The sequence below is a fragment of the Amycolatopsis sp. NPDC026612 genome (assembly GCF_040638285.1).
In the GTDB taxonomy this organism is placed as follows: domain Bacteria; phylum Actinomycetota; class Actinomycetes; order Mycobacteriales; family Pseudonocardiaceae; genus Amycolatopsis.
This window is the reverse complement of sequence record NZ_JBEZYB010000037.1, coordinates 1-11809: the sequence shown is the minus strand read 5'-3', so window position 1 is coordinate 11809 and position 11809 is coordinate 1. Positions and strand designations below refer to the sequence as shown.

The window sequence follows — 11809 nt, the reverse complement described above, 5'->3', positions numbered from 1 at the left end:
AGACTGAGCCGGTGGAACCCGAGGAGCTGTGGGCGGTCCTGTCCGATGAGCTGCGCACCGAGATCGACGCCTTGCTCGCCAGGAACCACTTCGTGCGCGCGATCCAGGTCCTGCGGGTCAAGTCGGGCCGCACCCCGGTGGTGGACATCAACGAGGGCAAGGGGCTGGTCGGGTACCGCACCGGGGTGCTGCACGAGTGCGACCTGCTCGAGCCACCACCGGAGTCCACTGTGGACGGCATGCTCGCGGAGCTCACCGAACGCGGGCTGACGCCGGTCGCCGTCGAAATCACCTGGGACGGCGACTCTCGCGGCTGGCAGGCGGAGCTGGACGTGGTCGTGGCTCACCCGCACCACCACCTGGTCGCCCTCGGCCGCTTCGTACCGCACCTGAGCCGCACGCAGCCGGTACGGGACGAAGCGATGTGGAAGGGGCAGGAGCTGGCCGATCGGCTCGGCGTCCCCTTCCACTTCCCGCTTCCGGACGCACCTGACATCGACCAGCCCCACTGGTGGGAAGCGTGACGGGCTGACCGCTCCCTGGCCGTTTCGCACGACCAGGGAGCAGCCGTTCAGCCGCGGGGCAGTACCTCCGGCAGAACCGTGGTCAGCCCGGTCCAGTCCGCGGTGATCACCGACGCGTGCTGCTTCGCCAGCTCGGCGACGCGCTGGTTCGCCTGGTCGACCGTCGGGTTGTGCGCGTCGATGGCGGGCGCGACGTTCTCGCCGTCCGTCATCACGACGTAGTAGTGGTTGGCGTCGTACCACGCCGGGCCGGTCTGGGTGACCCACGCGTTCGCGTCGCCGTCGAACACCACGAACCACGGCTTGAGGTCGGCGGTGTACTTGTCCCGCGGGTCACCGCCGGCCGCGCCGTGCACGGTGGGGAAGATGTTCGCGTCGCCGAGCTTGCCGGCGTTCTTCAGGCCGACCAGGTACCGCGCGTACTCGACGTCGGTCTTGAGCGTGTCGGTCGGGTTCCCCTCCTCGACCGTGCCCGGGATGATCTCGGTGATCACCCGGCCCCGCAACGCGTCCACGGACGGCCAGTTGTCCGCTTTGGCCGCGGCGTCGAGCGTGCCGTAACTCCCGAGCAGCTCGGCCGGGCGGAACGCGACGCTGCCGAGGTGCGCCCGGAACGTGGCGTCCAGCTCGTCCGGACCCAGGCCGGTGTTGTCCGAAAAGCCGGTCTTCATCTCGATCTTGAGCGTGATCGGCGTGTGGCCGGGGTGGGCCGCGAGCCAGATCCGGATGTCGTCGAGGCAGTACTCGAGGTTCTTGTTCTTCCCCCCGGAGTACAGCTGCGACGCCGAGGTGGCCGCGACGCAGTTGTTGTTGTTCCCCAGCGGGCTCGAGTGGCTGACCTTCCATTCGTGGGTGAAGAAGTCCGGCCAGACGTCCAGCTCGATCAGCGACGAGCCCGCGTCGAGGGCCCTGGCCAGGTAGTCGTAGGCCGCCGGGTCGTACGTGTTGTGCACGCCGACGGTCGTGAGGTGGGAGATCTTCGCGCCGTCCGCGCCGGCGGCGGTCGCTCCGGAGAGCGTGCCGGCGACGAGAGCAGCCGCGAGGAATACCACCGAGGAGAGCTTCATCCAGGCTCCTTCGCCCGTGAATGGTGCAGTAGCTCACACAATGTGCCACCGTGGTGGACTGTTGATGAAGGAAGTGCGGCCGGTTGGCCTAGACCGGAAGTCGGGAAAGATAGCGCCATGAACGAGAACCCCAGCCCGCCGTCGGCGCTGACCATCGCCGGCTCGGACTCCGGCGGCGCCGCCGGCCTGCAGGCGGACCTGCGCACGTTCCTGACCTGCGGTGTCCACGGCCTGGTCGCGGTCACCGCGGTCACCGTCCAGAACACCCTCGGCGTGCACGACCGCGCCGACCTGCCGCCGCACATCGTGGCCGGGCAGATCGAAGCCGTGGCGGCGGACATGGGCGTCGGCGCGGCGAAGACCGGCATGCTCGCCTCGGCCGAGATCATCCACGCGGTCGCCGCGGCCTGTGACACCGCCCGAATCGGGCGCGACGCGAAGATCCCGTTCGTCGTCGACCCGGTGGCCGCGTCGATGCACGGCCACCCGCTGTTCGACGAAGCCGGGCTCCGGGCGCTGCGCGACGAACTGCTGCCGCGCGCGACCGTGCTGACCCCGAACCTCGACGAGGTCCGGCTGCTCACCGGGATGACCGTGACCGACCGCGAGGGCATGCACACCGCGGCCGTCGTGCTGCACCGGATGGGCCCGCGGTACGTCCTGGTCAAGAGCGGGCACCTGCAGGCCGACCCCGAGTGCGTCGACCTCCTCTTCGACGGCTCGACGTTCGTGGAGCTGCCGGGGCGGCGCTACGCGACCCCGCACACCCACGGCGCGGGCGACACGATGGCGTCGGCGCTCACCGCGGGCCTGTCCAAGGGGATGTCCGTGGTCGAGGCCGCGCACTACGGCAAGTGGTTCGTCTCGCACGCCGTCGAGCACGCCTACCCGATGGGCGCCAAGGTCGGCCCGGTCTCGGCCTTCTGGCGACTGGCTCCCGAGGAGCGCTGAAGGTTCAGCCGATCGACTGGTGGCCGAGCGCGCGCAGGACGTCGGCCAGCCAGACGAGCCCGTACCCGACCACCCGGTCGGGGTCATCGGCCATCGCCGCCAGCTGCGCCCACGACTCGCCGAGCCGGCCCACGGTGTGCTCGGCGGGCTCGTGGCCGAGATCGTGGCGTTGTTCCGGCAGCAGCTCCCAGAACAGGTCGTGCTCGAGCGTGACCGAACCACCGGTGCGTTCGACGTGCGCCAGCAGGAGTGCGGTCACCTCACGCAGCCGGGCCAGCGGGATTTCGGGGCCTTCACCCATGGGCCTTCCGTCTCCCCTCGCGAGATTTCTCGGCCGAAGACGCTAACCCTCGTCGGAAATCAGCGCTTCGAGCGCCGGCAGCGCCGCCAGCAGCGCTTCCCGGTGGTCGGGCGAGAGCCGGTCGAGCCGCCGGTCCAGTTCCTGCACCCGGGTCGAGCGGACGCCGGAGACGAGCCGCTCGCCCTCTTCGGTCGCCTTCGCCAGCCACGCGCGCCGGTCGACCGGGTCGGATTCCCGGCTGACGTAGCCGGCCTCGACCAGGGACGCGATGATCCGCGACATGGTCGCCGCGGCCACCCCCTCCTTCGCCGCGAGGTCGCCGAGCCGGAGCTGGCCCGCGTGCACCAGCGTCGCGAGCGCCGAGAGGGCACCGTGGCCCGGCCCCGGCACCCCGGCCTGCCGCAGTGACCGGGACAGCCTGCCGACGGCGAGGTACAACCTGCCCGAGACGTCCTGGACCGATGTGCTCGTCACGGCTGGCTCCTTCTGCGCTGCCCCGCCGCGGATGCGCCGGAAAGTGCCGTCCACCTTACGGGTTCGCCGTGCACACTCGGCGTTAAGCCACCTCGGTTCACCGGGGTGGGCTCGACGCCTGCGCCCAGAACCGCTGCGGCACGCGGCCGGCCTCGCGGGCCAGCCGTCCGGCGACGACGCCGGCCCGCATCGCCGCGGCCATCCGCTCAGGATCGGCGGCCCGGGTGACCGCCGTCGACAGCAGGACGGCGGCGCAGCCGAGCTCCATCGCGAGCGTCGCGTCCGACGCCGTGCCGATTCCGGCGTCCAGGATCACCGGCACCCCGGCCCGCGAGACGATCAGCTCGATGTTGTGCGGATTCCGGATGCCGAGGCCGGTGCCGATCGGCGCGCCCAGCGGCATCACCGCGGCGCAGCCTGCTTCCTCCAGGCGCAGCGCGAGCACCGGGTCGTCGTTCGTGTAGGCGAACACGGTGAACCCGTCGGCGACCAGCCGTTCGGCGGCGTCGAGGGTTTCGAACGGGTCCGGCAGCAGCGTCCGGTCGTCGGCGTGCACCTCGAGCTTGACGAGATCGGTACCGAGCGCCTCACGCGCGAGCTGCGCGGTGAGCACGGCTTCGGCGGCCGTGCGGCAGCCCGCGGTGTTCGGCAGCAGCTCGATGCCGAGGCGGCGCAGCAGCTCGAGGACACCGGAGCCGCCTTCGGCGTCGGCGCGGCGCATGGCGACGGTGGTCAGCTCGGTGCCGGACGCGACCAGCGCGCGTTCCAGCACCGCGAGGTTGGCCGCGCCGCCGGTGCCGATGATCAGCCGGGACGTCAGCTTGCAGGTGCCGATGACCAGCGGTTCTTCGTCCATTTCAGCCTCCCTGGACCGCGGTGAGCACGTCGACGCCTGCCCCCTTGGGCACCGGGGTGGCGGCCCAGTCGGCGCGCCGGACGACGACGCCGTCGACCGCGACGGCGATCCCGGGCCGCTGCCCGCCGGTGGCGTCGAGGACGTCGGCGACGGTCGCGCCGTCCGGGAACTCCGTCCACTCGCCGTTGAGCTTGATCTCCATCACACGTGCTCCTTCTGGTGCAGGCGGGCGGGGGAAGCGGCTTCGGTGCCTTCGGGCGGCTTGTCCCCCTCGAGCCAGGCGACCACGGCGGCCGCGGTCACCGGAGCCATCAGCAGACCGTTGCGGTGGTGCCCGGTGGCGGCGAAGACGCCGTCGTCCAGGACACCGAGGTACGGCAGCGCGTCCCGGCTGCCGGCCCGCAGGCCCGCGGCGGTCTCGGTCAGCTCGTACTCGGTGATCGCGGGGAACACGCGCTCGGCGCCCTCGATCAGCTCACGCACCCCGCGGGCGGTGACGGCCTGGTCGAAGCCGGCTTCGTACTGGGTGGCGCCGAGGACGAGCTCCTGGTCACCGCGCGGAACGAGGTAGATCGGGCGGCCCTCGACGACGGCCCGGACGGTGTGCGCGGGCGGCGGCAGGCAGCCGCGGCGGGGCCTGAGCCGGAGGATTTCGCCTTTGAGCGGGCGGACGGCGTCGGCGAGCCGCGGGTGCAGCCGTCCGGTCCAGGCACCCGCGGCGAGCACGACGGCTTCGGCGTCCGGGAGTTCTTCCACCCGTTCGCGGACGAACCGGACCCCTCGCTTTTCGCAGGCCGTGCACAGCGCTTCGAGCAGTTTCCGGTTGTCCACGGCCAGGTCGCCGGGCACGTGAAGTCCACTTCGGACGGACCCGATGCCGGGTTCGAGCCGCTTGGCTTCCCGGCCGGTGAGCCGCTCGGCCGTGCGGCCGGTGGAGTGCAGGTAGCCGGCGAGGATGTCGAGGTGCCCGGCGTCGGCGCTGTCGAAGGCGACGACCAGCGTCCCGTGCGCGGCCAGGCCGGGGTCGACGCCCTCGTTCGCGAGGTCACCGGCGAAATCCGGCCAGCGGCGGAGGGACGCTTCGCCGAGGCGCAGGACGTCCTCCTCGCCGGGCCAGGCCTCGGTGACCGGGGCGAGCATGCCCCCGGCCAGCCAGGACGCACCGCCCCGGACGGGTTCGGGGTCGTAGAGGGTGACCTGGTGGTCCTTCGTGGCCGCACGCCACGCCGCGGACAGGCCGATCACGCCGCCGCCCACCACTGCCAGGTTCGTCATGGGATCACGCTCCCTGCGCCGGCATGACCCGGATCAGGTTCCACGGTCGGAGCGGCAGCTCCCTCTCAGCCCGTGCCCCGGGCTCCCGTGCGGACGACCTCACCTTAACGCGCGGGTACGGTCGCCGCTATGCCCGCCCTCTCCGGTGACAAGATCCGCGCCCGCCTCGACGCCGCGCGCCTGTACCTGTGCACGGACGCCCGCACGACCCGCGGCGACCTGGCGTCGTTCGCCGACGCGGCCCTCGCCGGCGGGGTCGACATCATCCAGCTGCGGGACAAGACCGGCGCGCTGGAGGCGGCCGGCGAGATCGCGGCGCTGGAGGTGCTGGCGGAGGCGTGTGCGCGGCACGGGGCGCTGCTGTCGGTGAACGACCGCGCGGACGTGGCGCTGGCGGTCGGGGCGGACGTGCTCCACCTGGGGCAGGACGACATCCCGGTGCCGCTGGCCCGCCGGATCCTCGGTGACGACGTCGTGATCGGCCGCTCGACGCACTCCCTCGACCAAGCCCTCGCCGCGGCCGCCGAGCCCGGGGTCGACTACTTCTGCACGGGCCCGTGCTGGCCGACGCCGACGAAGCCGGGCCGCCACGCACCCGGCCTGGAGCTGGTGCGGGCGACGGCGGCGTGGACCCCGGACCGGCCGTGGTTCGCGATCGGCGGCATCGACGGACCGCGGCTGCCGGAGGTGCTCGACGCGGGGGCGTCGCGGATCGTGGTGGTCCGGGCGATCACCGAGGCCGACGACCCCGAGGCCGCGGCGCGGGACCTGCGGGCCCGGCTGCCCTGATCGCCGTGAAGGCCACCCGGCGGGGTGGCCTTCACGCGTCACGGGGTCGGTGTCGCCGCGACACCCTTGCTGGTCGGCGGGGTCGCCGTCGTGGCCGGGGCCGAGGTGGACGGCTGCTCGCTCGCCGTGCCCGAGGTGGTCGCCGGGGTCTCCGAGGACGTGGTCGGCGGGGTCGAGGTGTTCGTCGGGGTCGTGCTCGTCTCCGTCGGGGACACCTGCGTGTCGTCCGTCGAAGCCGGGGGCGTCGACGGGGTCTCGGCCGGGTGACCGGAGCCGCTGCCGAGGACCTTGCCGATGCTCGAGCCCGTTCCGCCCGCGACCTTGCCGCCCGTCGCCGCGTCCACGCCGACCATCGCCGCGATCGCCACCACGAACACGGCCAGGCTCGTGCCGATGATGAGCGGCCAGCGCAGCTTCCGCAGCCGCGAGGACAGCCGTGACGGCTCTTCCTCCGGCGGCTTCAGCTGCACCGTCGGCTGGTCGGTGATGTCCACCGCGGGCCCGCGCCGCCGGATTCCCGACGTCGCCAGCTGGCGCGCCCTGAGGGCCGCCTCGCGGGTGCGCTGCAGCGAGCGCAGGTACAGCTCGCTGCCGACCGTCGACACCACGCTCGCCACGCCGGCACCGGCCACGGTGCCCGCCACGCCCAGCGTCGAGCCGAGCAGTGCCGCGGTCACGGCCGCCAGTGCCGCCGCGAGCACCTGCGCGATCCGCAGGCCCGGCTTCTCTTCCGTCTTCTCCGAAGTCGCTGCGTTCTCCTTGCTCATGATCCCGATCTAGGTAGTCGGTGTTCTCCCCTGTCCAACGTCTAAGGCGCGTGAGGCACTCCCCACGTTGCCGCAGCGTGAGGAGGACCACTCTGTCTGTCCATAGTAGACATTCCGAACCCCACGTTTTCTTGACATACTCGGCAGATGGAACTGGTGACGATCTCCGACATCGAGGCCGCCGCGAAACGCGTCGCCGATGTCGCCGTGCGCACGCCCCTGCTGCTCCAGACGTGGGATCCCCGCAAGACCCTGTGGCTCAAACCCGAAAACCTGCAGCCGGTCGGCGCGTTCAAGGTGCGCGGCGCGTTCAACGCGATCACGGCCCTCGACGAGGTGGTCCGCGCCCGCGGCGTCATCGCCTATTCGAGTGGCAACCACGCGCAGGCAGTCGCGTACGCCGCGCAGCGGTACGGCATCCCCGCGGTGATCGTCGTGCCGGACGTCACGCCGCGGATCAAGGTCGAGGCCACCCGCGCGTACGGCGCCGAGATCATCGAGGTACCGCTCGGCGAGCACCCGGCGAAGGCGGGCGAACTGGCCGCCGAACGCGGGCTGACCCTCGTGCCGCCCTTCGACGACGCGGCCGTCATCGCCGGGCAGGGCACGGTCGGCCTCGAGATCGCCGAGGACCTCCCGGACGTCGAGGTCGTGCTCGTCCCGGTCAGCGGTGGCGGGCTGGCAGCCGGCGTCGGCACCGCGATCAAGGCCCGGTGCCCGCGGGCGCGGGTGATCGGCGTCGAGCCCGCGCTGGCCGGGGACGCGGCCGACAGCCTCCGTCGGGGCGAGCTGGTCCGGTGGCCGCAGGCCGACCGCGGCCGCACGATCGCCGACGGTCTCCGCTCACAGCCGTCGGAGCTGACCTTCACCCATTTGCAGGCCGTCGTCGACGCGATGGTGACGGTCAGCGAAGACGAGATCCGGGAGGCGGTGCGCGTCCTCGCCCGCCAGGCCCGGCTGGTGGCCGAACCCAGCGGCGCGGTGACGACGGCGGCGTACCTGTTCCACGCCGACGAGCTGCCCGCCGGCCGCACGGTGGCCGTCGTCTCGGGTGGCAACGCCGACCCGGCGCTGTTCGCCGAGATCCTCGCGGAGCGCTGACCCGCTCAGGAGCCGGCGACGGAGGAGCCCCGGCGGATGTGCGTCGGCGGCCCCTCGACGCCGCAGTGGTAGCACTCACCCAGGTGGGGGCACTCGTCGTCGGTCCGCTCGGCGGCCGGTTCGAGGACACCGTTGTGGATGCCCAGTGCGATCAGGCCGCCGGCGATCGCGAGGGCCGCGCAGATGACCAGCGCCGTCCGCCAGCCCGCGGTGAGCGCGACCGGGTCGGCGTACGCCTCGCCGGTCAGCCCCGCGGCGGCGGGCAGCACCGCCACCGCCAGCAGGCCGCCGGAGCGCGCGATGGCGTTGTTGACGCCGGACGCGACACCGGCGTAGCGGTCCGGCGCCGCGGCGAGGACGGTCGCGGTCACCGGGGCCACGACCGTCGCCAGGCCGAGGCCGAAGACCACGACCGCGGGCAGCACCGCGCCGAGGTAGGACGCGCCGGGCGCGATGCGCAGCATCAGCAGCATCCCGATGCCGACGACGATCGGGCCGACCACCAGCTGCGTGCGCGGGCCGATGCGCTGGGCCAGCGCCCCGGAGCGGCCCGAAAGCAGCAGCATGATCACCGTCAGCGGCAGCCCCGCCAGCCCGGACGCGGTCGGCGAGTAGCCGAGCGACACCTGCAGCTGCATGACCAGCAGCATCATCACGCCGCCGAGCGCCGCGTACATGGCGAAGGTCAGCGCGTTGGCCAGGGTGAACGTCCGGTCGCGGAACAGCGACGGCGGCACCAGCGGCTCGCGCGAGCGGTGCTGGACGGCGACGAACGCGGCCAGCCCCGCGATCCCCAGCAGGCCCGCGACCAGCACGAGCGGGTCGCCGACGCCGCGGGCGGGCGCCTCCACCAGCGCGCCGGTGATCCCCGCGAGGCCGAGGGCGCCGAGGGCGGCGGCGCCGAAGTCCGGGTGCCCGGTGGCGCCGGTGTCGCGGGATTCGGGGACGAACCTGCGCGCCATGAGCACCACGGCGACCGCGATCGGCACGTTGATGAGGAACGCCAGCCGCCACGACCAGACCTGCACGAGGAAACCGCCGAGCAGCGGCCCGGCGGCGGCCGCGATGCCACCGAGGCCGGACCAGGCGCCGATCGCGCGGGCGCGGGCGTCGTGCGCGAAGGACGCCTGGAGGATCGCGAGCGACCCGGGCGTCAGGAGGGCGCCGCCGATGCCCTGCAGGATCCGCATCGCGACGAGCATCTCGGTGGACGTCGCGGCGGCGCACAGCCCGGACGCGACGCCGAACCAGACCACGCCGATGAGGTACATGCGGCGCCGGCCGTACCGGTCGCCGAGCGAACCGGCGACGAGGATGAGCGCGGCCAGCGCCAGCAGGTAACCGTCGAGGATCCACTGGAGCCCCGCCACGGAGGCGTTCAGCTCGGTGCCGATGCGGGGCAGGGCGACGTTGACGATCGTGCCGTCGAGCATCGCCATGCCGGACCCGAGGATGGTGGTGGCGAGCACGCCGCGGGCCGCGCCGGTGCCCCACCGGATCCCGGTGTCTTCAGCTGAGTTCACCGGCCAACTCCACCGTGCCCGGAGACCCCCGTCAACCCGGCTGTCGTGAGTGGTAATTCGGGTTCTGACCCGAATTACCACTCACGAGGCCTACGGCAGCAGCGTCGTCACGAACTTGTAGCGGTCACCGCGGTAGACCGAGCGGGCGAACTCGACCGGCTTGCCGTCGGTGGCGAACGAGTGGCGGGTCAGCATCAGCACCGGCATGCCGACGTCCGCGCCGAGCATCTCCGCTTCCTGCGGCCCCGCCAGCGACGTCTCGATCGTCTCTTCGGCGCGCTCGAGTTCGACGCCGTAGTGCTCGCGGAGAACGGCGTACAACGAACCGCCGGCCGAGACGTGCTTGCGCAGCCCGCGGAACCGGCCGAGCGGGAGGTGGGTCGTCTCCAGCGCCATCGGCTGGGAGTCCGCCAGTCGAAGACGTCGAAGACGGAGGATTTTCGCCCCGTTCCGGATTCCGAGCAGCTTCGCCAGATCGCCCTCGACCGGCATTTCCTCGACTTCCAGCAGCTTCGACGACGGCTTCAGGCCCTGCTTGCGCATGTCCTCGGTGTAGGAGGACAGCTGGAGCCGCTGCGCGAGCTTCGGCTCGGCCGCGAAGGTGCCTTTTCCCTGCACACGGTGCAGACGACCCTCGGCGGTCAGGTCGGCCAGCGCCTGGCGCACGGTGGTGCGGGAGACCGTGAACTCCCCGGCGAGCGCGCGTTCGGTCGGGATCGGCGACCCCGGGGGCAGCACGTCCAGGAGGTCGAGCAGGTGCTGTTTCAGCGCCCAGTACTTGGGCTCGCGCTGCCCGCGCAGCCCGGCGACGGCGCCCGCCTCGCCCGTGGTGGTGGTCTCCAACATGCCCGGCTCCCTATGTCTTCCCTCATCGCACGCCACGTCCCCGTAAGAAACGTACCCTTTTCCCCAAACGCGCCGCCCCTATAACATTGGTCTAGACCTGACCGACGCCGCCTGAGTCCGGTACATAATGCCGGAGGTGGAGAGGAAAATGATGACCGAACAACGGCCCGGCGAGCACATGGCCGCGGAGATCGCCCAGCAGCCGGACGTCCTGGCCGGACTGGTGGCGCGTCAGGCGGAAATCGCCGAAGTGGCGGAAAAGATCTCACACCGGCCCCCGCGGTTCGCTCTGCTCGCCGCGCGTGGATCGAGCGACCACGCAGCGTTGTACGCGAAGTACCTGATCGAGGTACTGCTCGGCCTTCCGGCCGGTCTGGTTTCCCCGTCCACGGCCACGCTGTACGGCGCCCGGCCCGATCTGCGGGACGTGCTGTTCGTCACGGTCAGCCAGAGCGGCGGCTCACCCGACCTGATCGAGGTGACCGAAACGGCGCGGCGCCAGGGCGCGCTCACGGTGTCGGTCACCAACACGCCGGACTCGCCGCTGCGGGCCGCGTCCGAGCTCGGCGTCGACATCGGCGCGGGCGTCGAGAAGGCCGTCGCCGCCACCAAGACGTACTCGGCGACGCTGATGGCGCTGTACCTGCTCGTCGACGCGGTGCGCGGCGGCAAGGCGGCCGACGCCGAGAAGATCGGCGAGCTGGCGCAGCAGACCCTCGACGGCGCGGCCGAAGGCGTCCAGCGGGCGGTCGACCGGTACCGCTTCGTGGACCGGGTCCTCACCACCGGCCGCGGCTACTCCTACGCCACCGCGCTCGAAGGCTCGCTCAAGCTCGCCGAGACCAGCTACCTCGCCGCGCGCGCGTACAGCGGCGCGGACCTGCTGCACGGCCCGGTCGCGGCGGTGGACGGCGAGACCGCCGTCCTCGCGGTGACCAGCGCCGGGCACGGCGGCCGGGCGATGCACGAGGTCCTCGAGGCCGTCGGCAAGCGGGGCGCGGACGTGCTCGCGGTCGGCTCGGCCGCCGCCGAGGTGCCCGCGGCGCTGCGCATCGACGTCGCGCCGACGGTCGAGGAACTGGCGCCGATCCTGGAGATCCTGCCGATCCAGCGGATCGCGCTCGGCCTGTCACTGGCCCGCGGCGGCGACCCGGACAGCCCGCGCGGCCTGCTGAAGGTGACCAAGACCCGGTGAGTTTCGCGGTGGGCGTCGACGCCGGCGGCACGTCGACCAGGGCCGCCCAGGGAGAAGCCCCCCGGGCGGGTGATGGGCCCCGGGGCGGGGGAGGGGCCAACCCCAACGCCCCACCCCCCCACGGGGGGGCGGGCCGGCTA

General features: G+C 72.5%; 14 protein-coding genes and 1 riboswitch. Of the genes, 5 read left to right on the top strand and 9 right to left on the bottom strand.

The window, feature by feature from the left end; translation table 11 throughout:
• The first annotated feature begins 11 nt into the window (after nucleotides 1–11).
• Nucleotides 12–524: a hypothetical protein gene (locus AB0F15_RS28155; protein WP_360276427.1), complete on the top strand. Its 513-nt coding sequence runs from the start codon at nucleotides 12–14 to the stop codon at nucleotides 522–524.
• 47 nt (nucleotides 525–571) lie between these two features.
• On the opposite strand, the gene AB0F15_RS28150 is transcribed toward AB0F15_RS28155, so the two are convergent.
• The gene (locus AB0F15_RS28150; protein WP_360276424.1) at nucleotides 572–1591 is read right to left on the bottom strand and encodes a phosphatidylinositol-specific phospholipase C domain-containing protein; all 1020 of its coding nucleotides are present in this window, start codon (nucleotides 1589–1591) and stop codon (nucleotides 572–574) included.
• Nucleotides 1592–1708: 117 nt separating this feature from the next.
• Here AB0F15_RS28150 and thiD point away from each other — a divergent pair, with 117 nt between their 5' ends.
• Nucleotides 1709–2542 carry a bifunctional hydroxymethylpyrimidine kinase/phosphomethylpyrimidine kinase gene (gene thiD, locus AB0F15_RS28145; protein WP_360276421.1) on the top strand — a complete coding sequence of 278 codons (834 nt, stop codon included), beginning with the start codon at nucleotides 1709–1711 and terminating at the stop codon, nucleotides 2540–2542.
• Between the two features lie 4 nt (nucleotides 2543–2546).
• Here thiD and AB0F15_RS28140 read toward each other — a convergent pair whose 3' ends face one another.
• From AB0F15_RS28140 to thiO, 5 genes are all read right to left on the bottom strand, one after another.
• Complete coding sequence (locus AB0F15_RS28140; RefSeq protein ID WP_360276418.1) at nucleotides 2547–2843, bottom strand: hypothetical protein; 297 nt, start codon at nucleotides 2841–2843, stop codon at nucleotides 2547–2549.
• A gap of 42 nt (nucleotides 2844–2885) precedes the next feature.
• Nucleotides 2886–3317, bottom strand: coding sequence for a MarR family transcriptional regulator (locus AB0F15_RS28135; RefSeq protein WP_360276415.1), 432 nt, complete (start codon nucleotides 3315–3317; stop codon nucleotides 2886–2888).
• A 97-nt stretch (nucleotides 3318–3414) separates the two neighbouring features.
• Complete coding sequence (locus AB0F15_RS28130; RefSeq protein ID WP_360276412.1) at nucleotides 3415–4173, bottom strand: thiazole synthase; 759 nt, start codon at nucleotides 4171–4173, stop codon at nucleotides 3415–3417.
• A 1-nt stretch (nucleotide 4174) separates the two neighbouring features.
• Nucleotides 4175–4375, bottom strand: coding sequence for a sulfur carrier protein ThiS (gene thiS, locus AB0F15_RS28125; RefSeq protein ID WP_360276409.1), 201 nt, complete (start codon nucleotides 4373–4375; stop codon nucleotides 4175–4177).
• Nucleotides 4375–5448 (bottom strand): glycine oxidase ThiO, encoded by a 1074-nt coding sequence (gene thiO / locus AB0F15_RS28120; RefSeq protein WP_360276407.1) that lies wholly within the window; start codon nucleotides 5446–5448, stop codon nucleotides 4375–4377. The genes thiS and thiO overlap by 1 nt, the downstream gene beginning before the upstream one ends.
• A riboswitch (TPP riboswitch) is annotated at nucleotides 5442–5547 on the bottom strand. (Overlaps the previous gene by 7 nt.)
• A gap of 30 nt (nucleotides 5548–5577) precedes the next feature.
• On the opposite strand from thiO, the gene thiE reads away from it, so the two are divergent.
• Nucleotides 5578–6237, top strand: a complete 660-nt coding sequence (gene thiE / locus AB0F15_RS28115) for a thiamine phosphate synthase (RefSeq protein WP_360276404.1) — start codon at nucleotides 5578–5580, stop codon at nucleotides 6235–6237.
• A gap of 38 nt (nucleotides 6238–6275) precedes the next feature.
• Here the strand turns inward: thiE and AB0F15_RS28110 are convergent, their stop codons facing one another.
• Nucleotides 6276–7004 carry a hypothetical protein gene (locus tag AB0F15_RS28110; RefSeq protein WP_360276402.1) on the bottom strand — a complete coding sequence of 243 codons (729 nt, stop codon included), beginning with the start codon at nucleotides 7002–7004 and terminating at the stop codon, nucleotides 6276–6278.
• A 147-nt stretch (nucleotides 7005–7151) separates the two neighbouring features.
• Between AB0F15_RS28110 and AB0F15_RS28105 the strand changes: the two genes are divergently transcribed.
• The gene (locus AB0F15_RS28105; protein WP_360276399.1) at nucleotides 7152–8105 is read left to right on the top strand and encodes a threonine/serine dehydratase; all 954 of its coding nucleotides are present in this window, start codon (nucleotides 7152–7154) and stop codon (nucleotides 8103–8105) included.
• 5 nt (nucleotides 8106–8110) lie between these two features.
• On the opposite strand, the gene AB0F15_RS28100 is transcribed toward AB0F15_RS28105, so the two are convergent.
• Nucleotides 8111–9628: an MFS transporter gene (locus AB0F15_RS28100; protein ID WP_360276396.1), complete on the bottom strand. Its 1518-nt coding sequence runs from the start codon at nucleotides 9626–9628 to the stop codon at nucleotides 8111–8113.
• Nucleotides 9629–9718: 90 nt separating this feature from the next.
• Nucleotides 9719–10474: a GntR family transcriptional regulator gene (locus AB0F15_RS28095; RefSeq protein ID WP_360276394.1), complete on the bottom strand. Its 756-nt coding sequence runs from the start codon at nucleotides 10472–10474 to the stop codon at nucleotides 9719–9721.
• Nucleotides 10475–10622: 148 nt separating this feature from the next.
• Between AB0F15_RS28095 and AB0F15_RS28090 the strand changes: the two genes are divergently transcribed.
• On the top strand, nucleotides 10623–11669 hold the full coding sequence (locus AB0F15_RS28090; protein WP_360276391.1) for an SIS domain-containing protein: 1047 nt from the start codon (nucleotides 10623–10625) through the stop codon (nucleotides 11667–11669).
• Nucleotides 11670–11809: the final 140 nt, after the last annotated feature.